Origin of the sequence: Pseudomonas saponiphila, assembly GCF_900105185.1 — a bacterium.
Classification (GTDB): Bacteria; Pseudomonadota; Gammaproteobacteria; order Pseudomonadales; family Pseudomonadaceae; genus Aquipseudomonas; species Aquipseudomonas saponiphila.
Genome location: NZ_FNTJ01000001.1, coordinates 1,154,586 through 1,176,625, shown reverse-complemented (window position 1 = coordinate 1,176,625; position 22,040 = coordinate 1,154,586). Strand labels below are relative to the sequence as shown.

The 22,040-nt window shown below is 62.8% G+C and carries 18 protein-coding genes; 8 read left to right on the top strand and 10 right to left on the bottom strand.

Annotated elements, in window-relative coordinates; genetic code table 11:
* Positions 1–259: 259 nt before the first annotated feature.
* The 5 genes from lon to cmoB all read left to right on the top strand — a co-directional run bounded on the left by lon (position 260) and on the right by cmoB (position 5,735).
* The gene (gene lon, locus BLV47_RS05650) at positions 260–2,680 is read left to right on the top strand and encodes an endopeptidase La (protein WP_092310856.1); all 2,421 of its coding nucleotides are present in this window, start codon (positions 260–262) and stop codon (positions 2,678–2,680) included.
* 156 nt (positions 2,681–2,836) lie between these two features.
* Positions 2,837–3,229, top strand: a complete 393-nt coding sequence (locus BLV47_RS05645; RefSeq protein WP_092310853.1) for a protease inhibitor I42 family protein — start codon at positions 2,837–2,839, stop codon at positions 3,227–3,229.
* Between the two features lies 1 nt (position 3,230).
* Positions 3,231–3,866: a lysoplasmalogenase gene (locus tag BLV47_RS05640; RefSeq protein ID WP_092310850.1), complete on the top strand. Its 636-nt coding sequence runs from the start codon at positions 3,231–3,233 to the stop codon at positions 3,864–3,866.
* Between the two features lie 172 nt (positions 3,867–4,038).
* Entirely contained in the window at positions 4,039–4,782 is a 744-nt protein-coding gene (gene cmoA, locus BLV47_RS05635) for a carboxy-S-adenosyl-L-methionine synthase CmoA (protein WP_060840854.1), read from the top strand.
* The gene (gene cmoB / locus BLV47_RS05630; RefSeq protein ID WP_092310848.1) at positions 4,779–5,735 is read left to right on the top strand and encodes a tRNA 5-methoxyuridine(34)/uridine 5-oxyacetic acid(34) synthase CmoB; all 957 of its coding nucleotides are present in this window, start codon (positions 4,779–4,781) and stop codon (positions 5,733–5,735) included. Before cmoA ends, cmoB begins: the two co-directional genes overlap by 4 nt.
* 161 nt (positions 5,736–5,896) lie before the next feature.
* Here cmoB and tadA read toward each other — a convergent pair whose 3' ends face one another.
* From tadA to treP, 7 genes are all read right to left on the bottom strand, one after another.
* A complete protein-coding gene (tadA, locus tag BLV47_RS05625) occupies positions 5,897–6,385 on the bottom strand; it encodes a tRNA adenosine(34) deaminase TadA (protein ID WP_092310846.1) in 489 nt (162 codons plus the stop codon).
* Positions 6,385–7,761 (bottom strand): multicopper oxidase family protein, encoded by a 1,377-nt coding sequence (locus BLV47_RS05620; RefSeq protein WP_092310844.1) that lies wholly within the window; start codon positions 7,759–7,761, stop codon positions 6,385–6,387. The genes tadA and BLV47_RS05620 overlap by 1 nt, the downstream gene beginning before the upstream one ends.
* A gap of 205 nt (positions 7,762–7,966) precedes the next feature.
* Positions 7,967–8,257 (bottom strand): PTS sugar transporter subunit IIB, encoded by a 291-nt coding sequence (locus BLV47_RS05615; RefSeq protein ID WP_092310842.1) that lies wholly within the window; start codon positions 8,255–8,257, stop codon positions 7,967–7,969.
* Positions 8,258–8,259: 2 nt separating this feature from the next.
* Positions 8,260–10,788 carry a phosphoenolpyruvate--protein phosphotransferase gene (ptsP, locus tag BLV47_RS05610; RefSeq protein ID WP_092310840.1) on the bottom strand — a complete coding sequence of 843 codons (2,529 nt, stop codon included), beginning with the start codon at positions 10,786–10,788 and terminating at the stop codon, positions 8,260–8,262.
* A gap of 60 nt (positions 10,789–10,848) precedes the next feature.
* Positions 10,849–12,072, bottom strand: a complete 1,224-nt coding sequence (locus BLV47_RS05605) for a maltoporin (protein ID WP_092310838.1) — start codon at positions 12,070–12,072, stop codon at positions 10,849–10,851.
* Positions 12,073–12,178: 106 nt separating this feature from the next.
* On the bottom strand, positions 12,179–13,825 hold the full coding sequence (treC, locus tag BLV47_RS05600) for an alpha,alpha-phosphotrehalase (protein WP_092310836.1): 1,647 nt from the start codon (positions 13,823–13,825) through the stop codon (positions 12,179–12,181).
* A gap of 60 nt (positions 13,826–13,885) precedes the next feature.
* Entirely contained in the window at positions 13,886–15,328 is a 1,443-nt protein-coding gene (gene treP, locus BLV47_RS05595) for a PTS system trehalose-specific EIIBC component (RefSeq protein WP_092310834.1), read from the bottom strand.
* A gap of 230 nt (positions 15,329–15,558) precedes the next feature.
* On the opposite strand from treP, the gene treR reads away from it, so the two are divergent.
* Positions 15,559–16,263: a trehalose operon repressor gene (gene treR, locus BLV47_RS05590; protein WP_092310832.1), complete on the top strand. Its 705-nt coding sequence runs from the start codon at positions 15,559–15,561 to the stop codon at positions 16,261–16,263.
* An 11-nt stretch (positions 16,264–16,274) separates the two neighbouring features.
* On the opposite strand, the gene BLV47_RS05585 is transcribed toward treR, so the two are convergent.
* The 3 genes from BLV47_RS05585 to BLV47_RS05575 all read right to left on the bottom strand — a co-directional run bounded on the left by BLV47_RS05585 (position 16,275) and on the right by BLV47_RS05575 (position 18,228).
* Positions 16,275–16,796, bottom strand: coding sequence for a helix-turn-helix transcriptional regulator (locus BLV47_RS05585; protein WP_092310829.1), 522 nt, complete (start codon positions 16,794–16,796; stop codon positions 16,275–16,277).
* Between the two features lie 5 nt (positions 16,797–16,801).
* The gene (locus BLV47_RS05580; protein ID WP_092310826.1) at positions 16,802–17,080 is read right to left on the bottom strand and encodes a hypothetical protein; all 279 of its coding nucleotides are present in this window, start codon (positions 17,078–17,080) and stop codon (positions 16,802–16,804) included.
* A 263-nt stretch (positions 17,081–17,343) separates the two neighbouring features.
* Positions 17,344–18,228, bottom strand: coding sequence for a M24 family metallopeptidase (locus BLV47_RS05575; RefSeq protein WP_167365625.1), 885 nt, complete (start codon positions 18,226–18,228; stop codon positions 17,344–17,346).
* A gap of 332 nt (positions 18,229–18,560) precedes the next feature.
* On the opposite strand from BLV47_RS05575, the gene BLV47_RS05570 reads away from it, so the two are divergent.
* Together BLV47_RS05570 and BLV47_RS05565 are read left to right on the top strand one after the other, a co-directional pair.
* Positions 18,561–19,409, top strand: a complete 849-nt coding sequence (locus tag BLV47_RS05570; protein WP_092317055.1) for an alpha/beta hydrolase — start codon at positions 18,561–18,563, stop codon at positions 19,407–19,409.
* A 319-nt stretch (positions 19,410–19,728) separates the two neighbouring features.
* On the top strand, positions 19,729–22,026 hold the full coding sequence (locus tag BLV47_RS05565; RefSeq protein WP_092310821.1) for an autotransporter family protein: 2,298 nt from the start codon (positions 19,729–19,731) through the stop codon (positions 22,024–22,026).
* Positions 22,027–22,040: the final 14 nt, after the last annotated feature.

The window sequence follows — 22,040 nt, the reverse complement described above, 5'->3', positions numbered from 1 at the left end:
GTTCCGACATTCCGGTCGTTCAGATTAATCCGCAAATTGCAGAAGATCACGCAATAAAAACGGTGATTAGACAGTCATTTTATTGACAATCGATCTCCGTCAGAGTGTGCAAGTGCATCTGCAGTTCCCCCTCGGTACGGCTGGACGAAGCCTGCGGCGGGTTTTCCCCCGACCGGAAAAAAGCTGAAACCTGTTGCCCATTGAAACCCGTCATGACCTGCCCCATCTAACCTGCATAGCCCATCGCGCAGGAGCCTCCATGAGCGACCAGCAAGAATTTCCCGAAGATCCCCGCGACTACGTCGATCCGGAAAATACCGAACAATCGAGTGCCCACGGCACTGGCCTGGCCCTGCCCGGACAGAGCCTGCCGGACAAGGTCTACATCATCCCGATCCACAATCGGCCGTTCTTTCCGGCACAAGTGCTGCCGGTGATCGTGAATGACGAACCCTGGGCCGAAACCCTGGAGCTGGTGAGCAAATCCGATCACCACTCCCTGGCCCTGTTTTTCATGGACACGCCCCAGGATGATCCGCGGCACTTCGACACTAGCGCCCTGCCGGAGTACGGCACCCTGGTCAAGGTCCATCACGCCAGCCGCGAGAACGGCAAGCTGCAATTTGTCGCCCAGGGGCTGACCCGGGTGCGTATCCGCACCTGGCTCAAGCACCATCGGCCACCGTATCTGGTGGAAGTCGAATACCCGCACCAGCCCAGCGAGCCCACCGACGAGGTCAAGGCCTACGGCATGGCGCTGATCAATGCGATCAAGGAACTGCTGCCGCTCAATCCGCTGTACAGCGAAGAGCTGAAGAATTACCTCAACCGCTTCAGCCCCAACGATCCGTCGCCCCTGACCGACTTTGCCGCCGCCCTGACCTCCGCCACCGGCAACGAGTTGCAGGAGGTGCTGGACTGCGCGCCCATGCTCAAGCGCATGGAAAAAGTCCTGCCGATGCTGCGCAAGGAAGTCGAAGTGGCACGGCTGCAGAAAGAGATTTCCGCCGAGGTCAACCGCAAGATCGGCGAGCACCAGCGCGAGTTCTTCCTCAAGGAACAGCTCAAGGTGATCCAGCAGGAGCTGGGACTGACCAAGGACGACCGCAGCGCCGACCTGGAACAGTTCGAGCAACGCCTGGCTGGCAAGGTACTGCCGCCCCAAGCGCAGAAACGCATCACCGAGGAAATGAACAAGCTGTCGATCCTCGAAACCGGCTCCCCGGAATACGCCGTGACCCGCAACTACCTGGAATGGGCCACGGCTCTGCCCTGGGGCGTGTACGGCGAGGACAAGCTCGACCTCAAGCACGCGCGCAAGGTTCTGGACCAGCACCATGCAGGGCTCGACGACATCAAGAACCGCATCCTCGAATTCCTCGCGGTGGGTGCCTACAAGGGCGAGATCAGCGGCTCCATCGTGCTGCTGGTAGGACCGCCGGGCGTGGGCAAGACCAGCGTCGGCAAGTCCATTGCCGAATCCCTGGGGCGGCCGTTCTACCGCTTCAGTGTCGGCGGCATGCGCGACGAAGCCGAGATCAAGGGCCACCGCCGTACCTACATCGGCGCCCAGCCGGGCAAGCTGGTGCAGGCCCTCAAGGAAGTGGAGGTGATGAACCCGGTGATCATGCTCGACGAGATCGACAAGATGGGCCAGAGCTACCAGGGCGACCCGGCCTCGGCACTGCTGGAAACCCTCGATCCGGAGCAGAACGTCGACTTCCTCGACCATTACCTGGACCTGCGCATGGACCTGTCCAAGGTGCTGTTCGTGTGCACCGCCAACACCCTGGATTCGATTCCCGGTCCGCTGCTGGACCGGATGGAAGTGATTCGCCTGTCGGGCTACATCACCGAAGAAAAACTGGCCATCGCCAAACGTCACCTGTGGCCCAAGCAGTTGGAAAAGGCCGGCGTGGCCAAGACCAGCCTGAGCATCAGCGACAGTGCCCTGCGCACGGTGATCGACGGCTATGCCCGAGAAGCCGGGGTGCGCCAGTTGGAGAAACAGCTGGGCAAGCTGGTGCGCAAGGCGGTGGTCAAGCTGCTGGATGATCCGGACGCCACGATCAAGATCGGCCCCAAGGACCTGGAAGCCTCCCTGGGCATGCCGGTGTTCCGCAACGAGCAGGTCCTGAGCGGCACCGGGGTCATCACCGGCCTGGCCTGGACCAGCATGGGCGGCGCCACCTTGCCGATCGAGGCCACGCGGATCCACACCCACAACCGCGGCTTCAAGCTCACCGGGCAATTGGGTGACGTGATGAAGGAGTCGGCGGAGATCGCCTACAGCTACGTCAGCTCGCACCTCAAGCAGTTCGGCGGCGACAGCAAGTTCTTCGACGAAGCCTTCGTCCACCTGCACGTACCGGAAGGCGCCACGCCCAAGGACGGCCCGAGTGCCGGGGTGACCATGGCCAGCGCCCTGCTGTCCCTGGCGCGCAACCAGCCGCCGAAAAAAGGCGTGGCCATGACCGGCGAACTGACCCTCACCGGCCACGTGCTGCCCATTGGCGGGGTGCGGGAGAAAGTCATCGCGGCACGGCGGCAGAAGATCTTTGAGCTGATCCTGCCGGAACCCAACCGCGGGCATTTCGAAGAACTGCCGGACTACCTCAAGGAAGGCCTCACCGTGCACTTTGCCAAGCGTTTTGCCGACGTGGCCAAGGTGCTGTTCTAACGTCCTTCGCCGGCCGGCTCCTACACGAAACAAGCGTAGGAGCCGGCTTGCCGGCGAACAGGCCATTACCGCCAACCTCCAGCCCCCTCTCCCACATAGCCCGTGATCTTCAGTTATGCTCGCCGTTCGTCATGAATGATCGGAGCTTCCTGACCCATGTCCGTACCCCGCCTGCTCGCCCTGCTCAGCCTCGCCCTGCTTGGCGCCTGCGCCAGCCAACCCAAGCAAAACGTCAGCGTGGAAAACTCGAACCAATGCCCCCTGCAACTGCACACCGGGCAAACCCTGACCCTGACCCTGCCCAGCAACCCCACCACCGGCTATCGCTGGGCGATCCAGGATTCGGCTGGCGGCGTCCTGCGCAAGGTCAGCCCCGAGGTCTACAGCAACCCCGAGGACACCGGGCTGGTGGGCAGCGGCGGACAGTCGACCTGGCGCTTCCAGGCCTTCGCCACGGGCCAGGGCCGGCTGTTGCTGACCTACCAGCAACCCTGGGCTCCGGAAGAGGCGCCAGTGAAAGCCTTCGACTGCTCGATCACGGTGAACTGACATGGGCTGGCTGATCCTGGCCCTGATGGGCGCCGCCACCTTCATCTACGGGGTCAGCGTGCATGCCACGCTGCTGTGCCTGCTGGTCAAGCCGCTGCCGGTACTGGCCCTGCTGGGCTGGCTGCACGATGCGCCGCCCGGAGACTACCGCCGCTGGATCATCCTCGGCCTGCTGTTCTCGGTGCTGGGTGACGTGCTGCTGGCCTGGCCTTCGGACCTGTTCGTGTTCGGCCTCGGGGCCTTCCTGGTGGCCCACCTGGCCTACCTCAAGGCTTACCTCAGCGACTGCCGACGCCCGGCGCTCTTGCCGCTGGCGGTGGCACTGGCCATCGGCGGGGTGTTGCTGGCGATCCTGATCGAGCACGGCCTGGGCCCGTTGCTGGTCCCGGTGATCGTCTACGCCCTGACTATCAGCGCCATGCTCTGGCGGGCCCTGGCGCGCCTAGGTTCAGCGGTGCCCAAACCCTCGGCGGCGCTGGCCGCGGCGGGGGCCCTGAGCTTCGCCTTCTCCGACAGCCTGATCGGTATCAGCCGCTTCGTGCTGGCCTTCGATGCCGCGCCCTACCTGATCATAATTTTCTACTGGCTGGGCCAGTGGGGCATCGCCGCCTCGGCATTCAGCCAGAAGCCGCGCTGACCCGCCTTCCATCGGCAGGCCGGCCCCGACAATCTGTAGGAGCCGGCTTGCCGGCGAACAGCATCACACCTTGTGTCGCCCTTGCCCCCCTGAAGGTCCCGCAGGCCTTATCGCAGCCTGCGGCAGCGGCTACAATGCCGCCCTCTTTTTTATCGCCATCGCCGGAACCGCCGTGAGCAAAGAACCCGACCGCCTATTCGCCCAGCCCCTGGCCCAGGTGCCCGACTTCGCCTTCAACGAGGATGTGGTGCGGGTGTTCCCGGACATGATCAAGCGCTCGGTGCCGGGTTACCCGACCATTGTCGAGAACCTCGGGGTGCTGGCGGCGCAATTCGCCCAGCCCAACAGCGTGCTCTATGACCTGGGCGCGTCCCTCGGCGCGGTGACCCAGGCCCTGCGCCGCCATGTACGCACGGACGGTTGCCGAGTGATCGCCGTGGACAATTCGGCGGCCATGGTCGAGCGCTGCCGGGAATACCTCAACGGCCAGGATTCGATGTTCCAGGAGCTGCTGCCGGTGCAGGTGGTCGAAGGCGACATCCTGGCCCTGGAGTTCCAGCCGGCCTCGGTGGTGGCGCTGAACTTCACCCTGCAGTTCATCGCCCCGGAGCAGCGCCTGGCCCTGCTCGGGCGCATCCGCCAGTCGTTGCTGCCCGGCGGTGCGCTGATCCTCTCGGAGAAGCTGCGCTTCAACGATGCCGAGGAACACGCCCTGCTCACCGACCTGCACATCGCCTTCAAGCGCGCCAACGGCTACAGCGAACTGGAAATTGCCCAGAAGCGCAGCGCCATCGAAAACGTCATGAAGCCCGACAGCCTCGAAGAACACCGCGAACGCCTGCTGGCCGCCGGGTTCTCGAAAGTCGTGCCGTGGTTCCAGTGTCTTAACTTTGCCTCGTTGATTGCCCTGCCATGATTGATCTGTCCCCCCTCGCCCGCCGTCTGGCGGGCACGCCCCTGGCCGCCTGGGCCGCCGGTCTGCAAGCCCAGCTCGATGCCAAGATGGAAAAGGGCCATGGCGACCTTGAACGCTGGCAGAGCGCCCTGGACGCATTGCCGAAGATCCAGCCCAGCGAAGTCGACCTGGTCAACGGCCTGCGCCTGGACACCGACTGCGACGACGCCACTCGGGCGCAGATGCGCAGCGCGCTGATGGGCCTGTCGCCCTGGCGCAAGGGGCCCTTCGACCTGTTCGGCGTGCACGTGGACACCGAATGGCGTTCGGACTGGAAATGGTCGCGGGTCGCGCCGCACCTGAACCTTGAAGGCAAACGCATCCTCGATGTCGGCTGCGGCAATGGCTACTACATGTGGCGCATGCTCGGCGCCGGCGCCCACAGCGTGATCGGCGTGGACCCCAACTGGCTGTTCTTCTGCCAGTTCCAGGCTGTGCAGCGCTATCTGTCAGAGCCGTCGGTGTGGCATCTGCCGTTCCCCTTCGAAGACCTGCCGGCCAACCTGGAAGGCTTCGACACGGTGTTTTCCATGGGGGTGTTCTACCACCGGCGTTCGCCCATCGAGCATCTGCTGGCGCTCAAGGACTGCCTGGTCAAGGGCGGCGAACTGGTGCTGGAAACCCTGGTGGTAGAAGGCGATCAGCATCAGGTGCTGGTGCCGGAAGACCGCTATGCGCAGATGCGCAACGTGTGGTTCCTACCCTCGGTGCCGGCTCTGGAGCTGTGGCTGCGACGCGCCGGGTTCAGCGATGTGCGTTGCGTGGATGTCAGCGTGACCAGCGTCGAGGAACAGCGCAGCACCGAATGGATGAAGTACCAGTCGCTGAGCGACTTCCTCGACCCCAACGATCACAGCAAGACCATCGAAGGCTTGCCGGCGCCGATGCGCGCAGTGATTGTCGCCAGAAAATAACCCCGCCCTCGCCCGTAGGAGCTGGCCGGGCGGCGTTCCGCTTGCCAGCGAAGGCGCCCGCCAGAGCGACACAAGGCTCAAGGGTCTATTCGCCGGCAAGCCGGCTCCTACGGTTTTGGTAGGAGCGAGCTTGCTCGCGAAAACCACAGACGCGTTTGCGATCAGCGCGCTCGACGCGCCTTGAAGAATTCGCTCAACACCGTGCCGCACTCTTCGGCCAGCACCCCGCCCTCGTACAGCACCCGATGATTGAGAAACCCCTGGGTGAAGAACTGGCCCTGGCTCTGCACGATGCCCGCCTTGGGTTCCAGGGCGCCGTACACCACACGGGCAATGCGCGAGTGGACGATCAAACCGGCGCACATGCTGCAAGGTTCCAGGGTCACGTACAGGGTGCTGCCGGGCAGCCGGTAATTGCTCACCGCCTGGGCCGCCGCACGGATCGCCACCATCTCGGCGTGGGCGCTGGGGTCGCTGCCGCTGATCGGGCAGTTGTAACCGCGGCCGATGATCTGGCCATCCAATACCAGCACCGCGCCCACCGGCACTTCCCCCAGGGCCGCGCCCTGGGCGGCCAGGGCCAGGGCTTCGCGCATGAAGTCCTGGTCACGGCTACGGTCGATGATCGCCGCCGGGCGTATCTGACGCATCACGCCACCTCGATGGCGGCCATCAGGCCGGTTTCCATGTGGTCGATCACGTGGCAGTGGAACATCCAGACCCCAGGGTTATCCGCCACCAGCGCCACGCGGGCACGCTCGTTCTTGCCCAGCAGGTAGGTGTCGGTGAAGTAGGGAGTGATCTTCTTGCGGTTCGAGGCGATGACCTTGAAGCTCATGCCGTGCAAGTGGATCGGGTGTTGGTACTGAGTCATGTTCTTCAATTCGAAAATGTAGCTCTTGCCCTTTTTCAAGGTGGCAATCGGGCGGTCGGCGCAGGTCTTGTCGGTGATGTCCCAGGCCTGGCCGTTGATCTGCCAAAGGCTCGGCGGCTGGCCATTGTCCACATTCACCGAGACCGAGCCAACCCACTCGAAATTGAAGTTGAGCTTCTCGGCGTTGTCGAGATCCGGCTCGGCCACCGGGTTGGCCGGCAGGGCTGGCGGCCACTGGGTCGGCGCGTCGTTGTTAGCCACCGAACGCAAAGTGCCCAGGCGCACCGGCCCGTTGCGCAGGGCCAGTTCCTGCCCCGCCGCCGGCGCCTTGATCGCCAGGCAGATACGCATGCCCGGGCCCAGCCAGTATTCCTTGCCCAAGGGACGCGGCTCGATGGGGTTGCCATCCAGCGCATAGATCTGCGCTTCGACATCGGGAATGTTGATGCGATAGGTCAGGGTGTTATCGAGGTTGAGCAGGCGCACCCGGGTGATCTGCCCCGCCGGCAGGTCGATCACTGCCTGGGACACGCCGTTGATGGTGGACAGGCGCCCGGCGGTGCCGCCCCGCGCCGCTTCCCGCGGGACGCTGAAGGGCGTGAATGCGCCCTCTTCATCCACGTGCCAGCTTTTCAGGCTCAGGGTGCGTTCGTACTGGAAGCCGGTGGGCTCGCGCTCTTCGACGATCAGCGGGCCCACCAGGCCGCGCCCCAGTTCCTCGCTGCTGTTGACGTGGGGGTGATACCAGTAGCTGCCGGCATCCGGCACGCGGAACTTGTAGTCGAAGTATTCCCCCGGCAGCACCGGTAGTTGCGAGACGTAAGGCACGCCGTCCATTTCCAGGGGCAGGCGGATGCCATGCCAGTGAATGGTGGTGGCCACCGGCAAGTGGTTGATGAAGCGCACCCGCAGCCACTCGCCCTGACGCACCCGCAGCTCGGTGCCCGGCGCCGAAGGACCGAAGGCCCAGGCCTCGGTCTTGTGCCCAGGCACCAGCTCCACATCCAGGGGGGCGGCGATCAGTTCGTAGTCGTGCCCGGCCTCGGCATCGGCCATTTTCCCCAGCCAGTAACGCGAAGCACCGCCCGCTCCCACGCCCACCACTACCAGACCGGCCAGACCACCGAGTATTTGTCGACGGGTAAAGGACATGGACTCAACTACCTCACGTATCCGCGGCGGGCCCAGACCCGCAAAAGGCGAATACGATACACCCGCAGTTGAGAAACAGTAAGGCCGGCGCGGCGACCGGACGCAGGCGGTAACGCTGGCAACGGGCCTGTTCGCTGGCAAGCCAGCGCCTACCGGCGCTTGCATCGCTCTGGCAGGAGCCGGCTTGCCGGCGAAAAAGCCCCCTTTAGCCCGGCAAGCCCAGCAGCAGATGCACCACGCCACCGGCCAGGGGCATCACCGCCGGCACCCCGGCCATTCGCAGGGCGCTGGCATCGAGCAACTGTGGGTCGTGCAGTTCCAGGCGCAAGCGGGTCAGGGCCAGGGGTTGCTGGTGCTTGATGTTGGCGCTGCCGCCCAAGGCCTGCAGCATCGCGGCATTGAGCGGGCTGGCGCTGGCCTTGGGGGCCTTCGGCTGATCAGGGATCAAGTCTGGAGTCAGGGCCTTCCAGAACGCCCGTTGCAATTTCTCGAACATCTTCAGTTCTCCAGAACCAGTGAGTCGGCGGCGATGGGCTGCCGTTGCAGGCATTCACGCACCTGAGCGGCATCTTCCAGATCGATGATCCGGGCGGCCAGGGCCTGGCACTGGTTCAGGTCCAGCTCCCGCACCCGGGCCTTGATGGCCGGGATCAACGGCACGCTCACCGACAGTTCATCCACCCCCAGACCCAGCAACAGCGGCACCGCCAGGGGCTCGGAAGCCAGCGCACCGCAAACGCCGACCCACTTGCCGTGGGCGTGGGCGGCCTGCACCGTGCGGGCGATCAGGCGCAGCACCGCCGGGTGAAAGCTGTCGGCCTGGCCGGCCAGACGCGGATGATCGCGGTCCATGGCCAGGGTGTACTGAGTCAGGTCGTTGGTGCCGATGGAGAAGAAATCCACCTCCTGGGCAAAACGATCCGCCATCAAGGCCGCCGAAGGCACTTCGATCATGATCCCCAGCTTGGGCCGCTCCGCGAGGCCCAGGGCCTGGACCTCGTCATCGAGCAATTGGCGCGCCTGACGCAGCTCCGCCAGCTGGCTGACCATCGGCAGCATGATGTGCAGGCGGGTCTGCCCGGCGCAGGCGAGCATCGCCCGGAACTGCTCGCGCAGTAGTTCGGGACGCGCCAGGCACAGGCGGATGCCGCGCAGGCCGAGAAAGGGGTTGGCTTCGCGGTCCATGGGCACATAGGCCAGGGGCTTGTCGCCACCCACGTCCAGGGTCCGCACCACCAGATTGCGCGTCGGCCCCAGGGCCTGGGCGATGGCCCGATAGGTTGCGGCCTGTTCCTCGGGGCTCGGGGCCTGGCTGCGGTCCTGGTAGAGGAACTCCGAACGCAACAGGCCGACGCCTTCGCCACCCAGGCTCATGGCCTGCTCGGCCTCCGCCAGGGAGGCAATGTTGGCCGTCACCTCCAGGTGATGACCGTCACGGGTCACCGCCGGATGCGCAGCCTGGGCCAGGTCCTGCTGCTGGCGCTGGCGTTGCTGCTGACGCAGGGCCTGCAGTTGCTGCACCCGCTGTGGGTCCGGGTCCGTATGCAGTTCGCCGCGATCGGCATCCAGCAGGACCCGGGTGCCATTGGCCAGCGATAGCACCCGAGGTGACAGGCCGCAGATCGCCGGCAGCCCCAGGGCCCGGGCCAGAATCGCCACATGGCTGGTGGCGCCGCCGCCAACGGTGACAAAACCCAGCACCTTGGCCGTATCCAGGCTCGCGGTCTGCGACGGGGTCAGTTGCTCGGCAATCAGGATCGCCTGATCCGGCAGGTTCAGGGCTTGCTCCTGCACCCCGAGCAGCAGCTTGAGCACCCGCTGGCCAACATCCGCCAGATCCACCGCGCGCTCGGCCAGCAGGCTGCTGCCCAGGCCCTTGAACAACTCGGCGGTGACTTCGATGGCGCTGTTCCAGGCAAAAGCCGCGCTCTTGCCAGTGGCGATCAGGGCGTGGGCCTGTTCCAGCAGGCTCGGGTCGTCGAGCAGCTCCTGATGAGCCCGGAAGATCTCCTGCTGCGCGTCACCGCTGGCGCTGTCCCGCAGCAGCTGTAGAGCCTCCCGGGCCTGGCCCAGGGCCTGTTGCAGAGACTCGCGCTCCTGCTGCGGGCTGGTTGCCGCTTCGCGTATCTGCAGGCGCTGCTCGGCTACCTGCAGCACCTGACCGAATGCCGAACCCGGAGACGCGCAAACGCCTCGCCACAGCGGATCCAGGGGTTCCTCCATCGCGACCCGCGGCTCGGGGCTTGCCGCGGCGCTGATCTTTTCGCCACAACCGGACGCCAGCAGCTCCACCAGCGCCTGGATCGCCTGCTCGGCATCCGCGCCCACGGCGCTGACCTGCAAGGCATCGCCCTGCACGGTCTGCAACGCCATGATCGACACCAGGGACTTGGCATTGGCCGAGTCCTCGCGCCGATGCAGGCAGATGTTCGCGGCAAAGCACTTGGCGGCCTGGGCCAGCAGCGCCGCCGGGCGCGCATGCAGGCCCTGGGGGTTGCCGAGGATCAGCGGTTGGGAAAACAGCGCCTGCCCTGCGGCCTCCGAGGTTTGCGCGGCTGCGGCGGCAGGATCGAGCCGCAACACCGGCTGCCCTGTTACCACCAGCAGGCGGTCGCTGACCAGCCCGGTCACCGCCTCGCCACTGACCACCAGCATCAGGGTCAGCAGGCTGCGGGCATGCAGGGCCAGGTAGTCGGCGTCGAACTCGATCAGCGGCTGGCCGGCCGTGACCTGCTGCCCCTCCTCGATCAGGCAGGTGAAGCCCTTGCCTGCCAGGTTCACCGTGTCCAGCCCGATGTGCATCAGCACCTGCTGGCCCTGTTCGCCGGTGATGCTCAGCGCGTGGCCGCTGCGCTGCAGGTTGCTGACCACCCCGGACAGCGGTGCGCAGAGGGTCTGGGAAGTCGGGTCGATGCACAGCCCGTCACCGATCACCCGGCTGGAAAACACCGGGTCCGGAACCTGCTCCAGGGGCAGCAGCACCCCGGACAGGGGCGCGAGCAATTGCAAGGGTTGGGTTATGGCCATGACGTCACCTGCTGTTGATTCCTTGAAGTGCCGATGGAGCGCGAGCCCCGACAGCATCGCTTATTTCCACCAGTACTCGACCTGCAAGCCGACGTTCGCGCCGTGCCGGGCGCTGCCGAACACGCCGCTGTCGGACAGCGCGGAACCGGCCGCCAGTTCATTGGCCGCACGCTTGGCGGCCTCGTTCCAGCTGGCATAGGTGTAGTACAGGCGCACCTCCGGCCGGGCCCAGAAGTCCGGGCCCTTGGGTGACCAGGTGGGCGCGAAGGTGAACTTGCTGAGTTTGCGGGTGCCCCCGGGCGCTTCCACCTGATCGTGGCCGAACTCGGTCACCAGCTTGAACTGCTCGGTGATGGCGTAGGCCGGACGCACGCCCAACGAGATCCAGTTCTGATCCTGGCCGTCAGGGCGGATGTCCTTCTGATAGACCGCCTCCACCTGGCCGCCGAAGCGCGGGGTCAGCTGCCAGTCGAAGAACTCCACCAGGCGATAGCTCTTGTTGCTGTCATCCAGGTACGGGTTGCCGGTGTAGCCCAGGCCGGTGCCGGGGCCTTCGCCGTATTGCAGGGCGAGTTTGTTCTTGCCGCCGAGAAAGTCCTTCTGCACATGCTGGGTGGTGATCGCCCAGCCATTGTGGGCGCCCCGGCGATCGGGCTTTTCCAGGTAGCTCAGGCCCAGTTCCAGCTCACCGCCGGGATTGGTCTGGAAGCCGGCGACGTTGAAGTCATGACGGCTCACCGCCTGCTTCTGATAGAGGTTGTCCTTGCGGGAGAAGGCGTAGCTGTATTTCAGATCGCCAATGCGCACGTCCTCGATCCCGCCGCCAGTGGCGCTCTGGTTCCAGTAATAGAAGTCGGAAATATGAATGTCGTTACGCTTGTAGTAACGGCGCCCGGCCCACAGCGAGCCGCCATTGAGGCTGGGCAGGTTCGACCACTGGGCGTACATCTGCGGCATCCGCGCCGAACCGTTTTCGCCCTGGAAGCTCAGGTTGCGGTCGTAGCGGTTGTAGAGCGAGGCCATGCCGTCGACGCTGAGCACCGAGCCGTCGTCCAGGGTGTACAGGTCCTGACGCAGTTCCAGCTCGGCGTACTGCTCGCACTCGTTGCCCAGGCGGTATTTGGACTGCGCGCCGGGCAACTGGAAGCACGACTGCGGGCCACTGTTGACCGAGGTGCCCAGGCCGCTGCGCAGGTAGCCGGCAAACTCCAGGGCCTGGGCCGGATAGGGCAAGGCCAGGCACAGGCAGGACGCCGCCAGAGCGCGATTCATTGTTGTTCTCATAAGCCACCCATTATTTTTATTGTGTTGTTCGAATTCGTAGGCGCCAGCTGGCCGGCGGATGCGCCGGGCCAGCAAAACCCTGCCCCGTTCGCCGGCAAGCCGGCTCCTACAGGGTCAGGTGCAGGACGAAGGATTCGTAGGGCCGCAGGTGCAAGTGCCGGCTGCGGGGCTCGTGGTCCGGGTAGTTACTGATCAGCAGGCGCTGTTGCATGCCGGCGTCGATGACCGCTTCCGGCAATTGGACCGAGCACGGCGTGCCGTAGAAGTTGTTCACCACCAGCAGGCGCTCGCCCTCGCCCTCGCGCACATAGGCCCAGACTTGCCGATGCTCGGGCAGCAACTGGCGATAGAGGCCGTGCTGGATCAGCGCCTCCTCGCGGCGCAAGGCGATCAGCCGACGGTAGTGATGCAGTACCGAATCCTGGTCGTCGATCTGGGCTGCGACATTGATCTGGCCGGCGTTGGCCGGTATCCCGATCCAGGGCTCGGCGCTGCTGAAACCGGCATTGACCCCGGCATGCCACTGCATTGGCGTGCGTCCGTTATCCCGGGACTTCTGCTGGATCGCCGCCATGATCGCCTGCGGATCTTCACCGGCCTCGCGCTTGAGGCGGTGGATGTTCAGAGTCTCGACATCGCGGTACTGCTCGATGCGCTCGAAATGCGGATTGGTCATGCCCAGCTCTTCGCCCTGGTAGACGAAAGGCGTGCCCTGGAGCAGGTGCAGCGCGGTGGCGAGCATCTTCGCCGACACCACCCGATGCTCGCCATCATCGCCAAAGCGCGAAACCACCCGTGGCTGGTCGTGGTTACACCAGAACAGCGCATTCCAGCCGCCGCCGGCCTGCATGCCGGTTTGCCAATCGGAGAGGATGCGTTTGAGTTCGAGGAAGTCGAAATCGGCCCGCAGCCACTTCTGCTGATTGGGGTAGTCGACCTTCAGGTGATGGAAGTTGAAGGTCATCGACAGCTCCTTCGACTCCGGATGGGAATAGCGGATGCAGTGTTCCAGGCACGTGGAGGACATTTCGCCGACATTCACCAGATCGTGGCCGGCGAACACTTCCCGGTGCATCTCCTGCAGGTACGGGTGGACGTTGGGGCCGTCGGTGTAGAAGCGACGGCCGTCACTCTGATCCTCGGGGAAATCCGCCGGCTTGGAGATCAGGTTGATCACGTCGAGGCGGAAGCCGCCGACGCCCTTGTCGCGCCAGAAGCGCATCATCTTGAACACTTCGGCGCGCACCTGGGGGTTGTCCCAGTTGAGGTCGGCCTGGGTGCGATCGAACAGGTGCAGGTAGTACTGCCCGGTCTGGGCCTCGTACTCCCAGGCGGAGCCGCCGAACTTGGATTCCCAGTTGTTGGGCTCATCGCGCCAGATGTAGAAATCCCGATAGGGGTTGTCCAGGCTGCTGCGGGCCTGCTGGAACCAGGCGTGCTCGATGGAGGTGTGGTTGACCACGATATCCAGCATCAGCTTGATCCCGCGCTTGCCGGCTTCGGCGATCAGCAACTCGCAGTCAGCCATGCTGCCGTAGCTGGGATCGATGGCGTAGTAGTCGCTGATGTCATAGCCGTTGTCCCGTTGCGGCGAACGCAGGAACGGCGTCAGCCACAGGCAGTCGACCCCCAGCCAGTGCAGGTAGTCGAGCTTGTCCACCACGCCCAGCAGGTCGCCGGTGGGCTGTCCTTGATGGCTGTGAAAACTCTTCGGGTAGATCTGGTAGATCACCGATCGCTGCCAGTCTTGCATGGGGGAATCCTTTGGAAAGTGCGAGGGCGTTCGCCGGCGAGCCGGCGCATGCAGGCCCGGTCAGGCCACTCGGTAGCCGGGGCGGATGATCTTCAGGCTCAGGCCGCAGGTGAGGACAAAAGGCACCACCAGGGCGATGACCATGCCGATGACAAACATCGGGATGTACTGGGGAATGATCGAGATGAACCCCGGCAGCCCGCCGACGCCGATGGCCGAGGCCTGGACCTTGTTCAGCGACAGGAACACGCTGCCCAGGGCCGAGCCGATCAGCGCGGCATAGAAGGGAAACTTGTAGCGCAGGTTGACCCCGAACATCGCCGGTTCGGTGATGCCGAAGTAGGCGGAAATCGCCGAGGTCGAGGCCATGCTGCGGTCACGGGCGTTGCGGCTCATGGTGAACACCGCCAGGGCCGCGCTGCCCTGGGCCAGGTTGGACATGACGATCATCGGCCAGATGAAGGTGCCGCCCTGGGTGGCAATCAGTTGCAGGTCGACCGCCAGGAACATGTGGTGCATGCCGGTGATCACCAGCGGCGCATAGAGCAGGCCGAAGATCGCGCCGCCGAGCATGGGCGCCAGCTCGAACAGGGTGACCACGCCTTCGGTGATGAGGATTCCCAGGTGCCGGGTCACCGGACCGATGATCGCCAGGGCCAGCACGCCGGTGACCACGATGGTGGTGATGGGCACCACCAGCAGGGTGATGGCGTTGGGCACTCGGGCCCGCAGCCATTTTTCGATCACGCTCATCACATAGGCCGCCAGCAGGATCGGCAGGATCTGCCCCTGGTAGCCGACCTTCTCGATTCGGAACAGACCGAAGATGTCGAAGTACGGCAGGCTCTGGCCATCCAGTCCGGCCACCGCCTTGCCGTAGTTCCAGGCGTTGAGCAGGTCGGGGTGGACCAGCATCAGGCCCAGGACGATGCCGAGGATCTCGCTGCCGCCAAAGCGCTTGGCCGCCGACCAGCCCACCAGGGCCGGGAGGAACACGAAGGAAGTGTTGGCCATCAGGTTGATCAGGCTCCAGAGCCCGTCGAGACCCGGGTAGGCCTCAAGCAGGGTCTTGCCTTCGATGAACATGCCCTTGGCCCCAAGCAGGTTGTTCACCCCCATCAGCAGGCCGGCGATGATCAGCGCCGGCAGGATCGGCATGAACACATCGGAGAACACCCGCACCAGACGCTGCATGGCGTGGGTCTTCTGGGCGCCCTTGTCCTTCACATCGGCAATGGTCGAGGCCGCCAGACCGGTCTGCTGGCGCAACGCCGCATAGACCTTTTCCACCTCGCCGGGACCGATCACCACCTGAAACAAGCCACCGGTGAAGAACGAGCCCTTGACCAGGTCGATCTGGTTGAGGGTGGCGCTGTCGACCAGGCTCGGGTCCTTGAGGGCCAGGCGCAGGCGGGTCACGCAGTGGGCCGCCTGTTCGAGGTTGTCGGCACCACCGAGGCTGTGCAGCAACTCGCTGGCGATCGTTGAATAGTCGTGGCTCATGCTTGTTCTTCCACCTGAGATTTTTGTTATTGGCAGCACGCCGAGGGGCAAATTACTCGTCTGTACGAGTTAAATCAACAACTCGTACAGACGAGTTTGGAATTTTCTTCCGCCAGCGCCCTGCGCCGGGCTGTTTCCGCCTGGGGAAGCCTGATCCGGGCGCATGGACAAATGCCCCGTCCAGCCCTTAAGGTGCCTGCCTTGAGCACAGTCCGGCACAGAGCCATCCCATGAGCAAATACAACCAGATCTACAGTGATCTGCTTGCCAGCATCACCACCGAACGCCTGGAGCGCGGCGCCCGCCTGCCTTCGGAAAGCGAACTGATGGACAGCTACCAAGCCAGCCGTGGCACCGTGCGCAAGGCCATCGAATTGCTGCAGGAGCGCGGTTTCGCGCAGAAGATCCATGGCAAGGGCACCTTCGTGCTCTCGCCCAATCCCATCGAGTTCCAGCTGGGCGGCATCGTCAGCTTCCAGGAAACCTATCCGCGCCTGGGGGATGACGTCAGCACCGAGGTGGTGGAGTTCAGCCAGTTCCCCCTGCAAGGCGCGCTGCGCAACCATCTGCAGGCGGAAGAAGGCAGCCTGATCACACGGATCAAACGCGTGCGACGAATAGACGGCAAGCGGGTGATTCTCGACATCAACCATTTTGTCGCCGAGCTGATTCCGGGGCTGGACCGGCAGATTGCCGAGCATTCGATCTACGCCTACATCGAACAGACCCTGCAACTGAACATCAGCTATGCCCAGCGCACCATCGAGGCCAGCCCACGGAGCAAGGACGACCAGCAACTGCTCGACCTGGACGGCCAGAGCCATGTGATCGTGGTGAGCAACCAGACCTTTCTCCAGGACGGGCGGCAGTTCGAGTACACCGAATCACGGCACACCCTGGACAAGTTCTACTTCTCCGACGTGGCCCGGCGCTAAGCCCTGCCCCGTCAGCCCAGCAGGGCCACCAGCTCACCGCTGAGGGGGCCGATGCGCTTGGACTCCTTGGCGGCATTCACCTGCTGCGCCACCCGCGCTACCTCGATCACCGGGTGCTTGAGAGGGTAGCCGCCCTTGCTGTCCAGCCAGCTCAGGACCTCCGCCAGATGCCACAACGAGGTGCTGCCCTCATGGATCGCCAGGGGAAAACTATCGGCGTGACCGAGCATCAGCTTGCGCATGTTCTGCCGTGACACGCCGACGATCTCGGCGATCTCGCTGAGGCCGACGAAATCCGGACTGGCCTCCACCAGCCGCGCCTCGGGAATGATGTGCTTGATATCCCCCAAGGCACTGAGCAGCGCCGCCTCGGCGCTCTCGGCCTCGCGGCTGAACTCCAGGGCCAGGCGCCCGGCCAGGCCGGTGCCGACCAGGACGTCGGTGCAGCCCGCCGCGCCGAGGCGCTCCACCAGTTGCAGCGGATCACAGCCCTCAAGCGGCAGCAGGTAGTTGAGGGTGAACAGGTATTCCATGGTGCTTACTCCTGACGGGCTGCCGGTGCCTTGGCCCCACGCAGCTGGTTCACGGTGCAGTTGTCGATCACCCGGCATAGCGCCCGGGCGTGCTGGGTCGGGTTCTTCGGCGTACGCCAGACACTGGTGATGCAGAACTCGCCACAGCGACACACTTCGTTGTTGTACGGGCAGTAGATCCGGCCCCAGGCATGACCACCGCCAACCTCGATACGCCAGCCCTGCCATTCGGCGTAGCGCAGGGCCATTTCAATGTCCTTCTTGGGATGAATTGCACGAGCCATCCGTAGCCTCCAGTATCGTCAGGAACATAAGGTTGTCAACCGACAACCCAATACAATCCGATCAATGCCACTCAGCGATAATTCGCTGCAAGGACAAAACAGTAGTGGCGACTTCAAAGGTACACGGCGCCCCGGAGGCTGGACGGGGCAATGTCTTTCCCGGTATTGCGCGAGCGCGAAAAAACCGGGTTTTCCAACACCTGGACATACAAATGGCGACCCACCCATGGTGCGATCGCCATTTGTCTTGCAGCGCAAAGACTTCAGTCGACAAACCGGCTGAGACGCTCAACCCCCTCTTCCGTCACTCGGGCCATGGCACTGACCACCACTGCGTCGCACCGATCGTGAGCGACCACATTCCAGCCATTGGGCATCACCCGGACATGTGGGTTTCCGGCCTTGGCCAACACCTGAACATTCAATACCTGGCCGGCCACCATGGGTTCGGAACGTCCCGCAACACGGTACCCCAATACCTGAGGCGCCTGGATCCGCTGCCTGCCCATGCCATAACCGCAGTATTCAACCACTGCACTGAAGCCCTGGGCGTCCAGTACCTCCTGGATCGCGCTGCCGATGGCCCCCAGCGACTCACCACCGCGCATCTGTCGCAAGCCCTGCTCCAGAGCGTCCTTGGCAGCGCTCAGCAAACGCAGTTGTTCTGTGCTGGCGTCGGGCGTGGCAAAGGTCCAGGACTGCGCCCCATACCCCTTGCGCGATGACACCACGACCTCGACCTTGACCAACGCACTGGCCGGCAAGAGTTTCTCCGAAGGCAGGCAACTGATCAGCTCCGCATTCACCGAGACAGGAACGGCTGCGGGGTATCCCTTGTAGCCCACCAGCGCCGGCAGTAACTGCCGGCTATCAAGCTGCTGCAGCACATGTTCCTGAATCTCCAGGCGCGACACTCCTTCCACCATGAGCGGCTTGAGCGACAGCAGAATGTCCGTCACCTCGGCAGCAAGGCGCCGCTCTTCAGCCACAATCTCCTGCTCCGGCAAGGCGCCGATCAGCGCAAAAGCTTCGCGATTGTCCGCGGCAAAACGATCAAAACGCGACAATGGCTGCGCCGTCTCGCTCGGCAGTTCAGGCGCTTCTGCCGACAGGCCCAGGGTTCGCAGCAACTTACCAAACACACTCATCTCAACATCCCTATACGATGACGGCCTCATTGGGCCGCCTAATTCCCTTAACAAAATGGCCCCTGATCTTGCGATCAGGAGCCTTATTAACGGGCCAGAACTTACTCGTCCATTTCAACCAAGACTAACTAACGTGAGACATGGACTGGAGATGTCTACGGCACCGGGGGGCAGTCCACTGAGAGATCATCCCGGCTCCATTATCGACTAAAAAATTTCAGCCGTTAAATAATGGCCTCTAGACAAAAAAAACATCCAGGACCATAGAAAACACCATGACGGATAAACAACTTGCCGATGCCGCCATTGCCAATGGCGTATTACGACAGATGATGAGTAAAGGCTCTCCCTGCCGTCGGACATTGGCCCGCCTTCATAAAGCCTGCTGGGTGGTTGTCAGCGTACTTCTCATGGCCTGCCAATCGCCACGCGAGGCGCTGCAACGACTGGCTCAAGAACACGATCGACAATGGGAGGTCCTGCCGGGACACGCCTTCCCACTCTTCATCCTTGTGCCGCGTAGTGCAGAAAAAACAACTCGCCTGCGTATCTATCTGGAAGGCGATGGGCATTCCTGGGCGACGACCACTCAACCCAGCCTGGATCCGAGCCCGCACAATCTGTTAGTGCCACGGCTGGCGGTCGACGATCCGACGCCGAACGTGTACCTCGCACGCCCCTGTCAGTTCGTCATGGTCACAGCGTGTCAAACAACACTCTGGACCCATCGACGATTTTCTCAGGAAGTACTCGACCGTCTCAATCAGGCGCTGGACCAATTAAAACAGCGATATGGCAACAGTGAGTTCGAGCTAGTGGGGTATTCTGGGGGCGCTACTCTCGCATTATTGTTAGCGGTGCAGCGCAACGATGTTACCCAAGTGCAAACCATAGCCGGCAATCTCAGTCCACGTATGTGGGCCGCGATGAAAGGGCTGTCGCCACTCGACGGATCATTGGAGCCGCTGGACTACCGCAATCGACTCGCCTTATTACCCCAGCGTCATTTCATCGGAGACGCTGACTTGATCATTCCGGGTAATTTAGCTGATAAGTACCAAGAGGCGCTTGATTCGCCCCTCTCCCAGAGCGTTCATATACCAGAAGTAAGCCACGACAGAGGATGGGAAGCGACATGGAGTCGATGGAGCAAAACTCCGATGGCACATGAGAATCCTTAGATTAAGTACAGGCACTTCCGCTTAAAACATCCGAAGATGCCCTTACATTTAGTACCTGACCCGCAGGCGATCGCAATAGCGACTCTAAAGTTTCGATTACTGCTGAATAATCCAGTAAAGCTTCAGAAAAAACTGAAACTTCGCATTTTTATGCTTTTTTCGGCATCAACTATTTTCGTGATGAATTTCCCAACCAGCATCGTGTAAATTCGGGCGCGCTTGAATCAGAACATCACTGACAAGCTGGCAGGGATGCCGAAAAACAGACGCTGACGCGCACGTTTTCCCCTGTCAGTTTCTGCCCTGTAAGGATACTGCCTTGAACATTTCACACCTGCGCCGCTCGTTGTTGGCGCTGTCCGTCGCGACTGCCACTGCCACAGTCCATGCCGCACCTGACCTGAACTACGACCTAAGCGCCGGCCCATACGTCAGCTCCGGCGATGTTTTCAACAACGCCACCTTTAGCGGAACATCTCAGAACGCGGGTGTGAAGCTAACCAACGTGACGCTGGCGGGTAGCTTGGTCAATCAGGGCACAATCAACCTGACGGCCGCGAACCCCAGTGACATACCGTCCGCCATCGCCATGATCCGTAGCTCCACCGTTGCTGGCGGTCTGGTCAATCATGGTGATATTACGGTGAGCGGCACCGGTGCCATGGGGCTGGATCTGTATCTGGCGAATATCACTGGTGAAGTCAGCAACAACGGCAACATCACGGTAACTGGCGAGGATGCCAATGGCATGATGATCACCTCGGCCCTGGCGCGCATCAATAACTCGGGCACTATCACCGCTAACGGCACCGACTCTGCAGGTATTGAGATTGAAAACGCCCGCTTTACCGGTCAAGGCACGGGCACTCCCATCAAGACTAATGTCAACAATAGCGGGACTATCTCAGCCGAAGGGGTAGGCATCCACTTTGTAAGCCTCGACACATCCAGCGGCGTTAACCTCTTCACCATCACGCAGACAGGTGGCCTGATCCAAGGCGGTACCGCAGCAATTCTAGCGAACGACAATGCATCGCCTTCGTATTTTTACTGGCAAGGGGGGCAAGTAAAGGGTGACCTGCTGGGCCTGAGTAGCGTGCTGGTGCGAGGAAACGCGATGTTCGATGGCTCGACCATCCGCACCAGTTTCGTCGACATCGACGGTGGCCGCCTAACTCTGCTCCGCCCGCAGACCACGATTGTGGGCGACCTCGACATGGATAGCGAAACTGCTCGCTTGCGCCTGCTACTGGATAACAACACGCTGCCCAACACGCCGATCTTGAAAGTCACCGGCAATACCTTCTTCTTTCCAGGCAGCCAGATCGAACTGCAGGCTCGCTCCGACGACTTCCGCACATCGGCCCAGGGCACCCGCTACACCCTCATCAACTCTGGCACTTGGGAAGATCCGCAGAACCTGTCCGTGGTTTCCTCCTCGGCACTGCTTGAGGTGAAGAACTTCGGTATTGAAGGCCAGGACGTGAAAGCACTGGTTGCCACCCGCAATGATGAGGTGATCACGCAAGATCTGCTAGGTGCCCGTGGTTCGCGCAATGCGGTGAACGCTATCAAGCCGTTCAAGAACACGATCATGGGCCAAATGGACGAAAGCGACCCGGTATTCCAGCGTTTCGCCAACGCCGCCACCCGTGAAGAGCTGGCCAAACTTGCCGAAACCCTAATCCCAGATGTCCACCGTGGGGTAATCAACGCTGCCACCAACAGCCAAAATTTGGTCACGAGCGCCATCAATCGCCGCGCAAGCAAAGCTCGCAGCGGACTGTCCTCCGGTGACGTCCTTGCAGAAAAAGGCGTATGGATACAAGCGCTGTCCAGCGATGCCGAGCAGGACAGTCGTCACGGCATCGACGGCTACGACGCCAACACCAACGGCATAGCCGTGGGTGCCGACGGCAAGCTCAACGCCGATACCACCGTGGGCCTGGCTTACAGCTACCTGACCAGCGACGTCAAATCCGACCTGGGCAACAAAACCGACGTCAGCGGCCATGCGCTGACCCTGTACGGCAACTGGGCCCGTGACAACTTCTTTGTCGACACCTCGCTGATGTATGGCTGGAATGAAAACGAATCCAAACGCTATATCGCCGGTACACGGGCCAAGGCCGACTACGACAGCGAGATCTTCGGCGTCAACGCACTGGCAGGCTACACGTTCCAGCTCGACAAGCAGTGGCTGCTGGAACCACAGATTGGTGCGCGCTATGCCAATGTATCGATGGATTCGTATCGTGAAAAAGGTAGCTCAGTCGCCCTCAACGTAGGCAGCCAGCGCTATGAAATCGGCGAAATGGGCCTGGGCGCTCGCCTGGCGGCCGCGTTTGACGTAGGCGTGGGCAGCCTGGAACCGGAAGCCAAGCTGATGGCATGGCATGACTTCATCGGCGACAAGGTCGGTACCACCTCCACCTTCGTGCTCGGTGGCACCCCATTCACCACTCGAGGCGCCACACCGGCGCGCGACAGCTACGAGCTAGGCGTGGGCGCGAACTACCGAGTGGGCGCGTGGAGCGTGGGAGGCACATACAACTACTTGACCAGCAATGGTTTCGACGCCGACACCTTCAGTGCGAACGTGCGTTACGACTTCTGATCAACGCCTTCGCC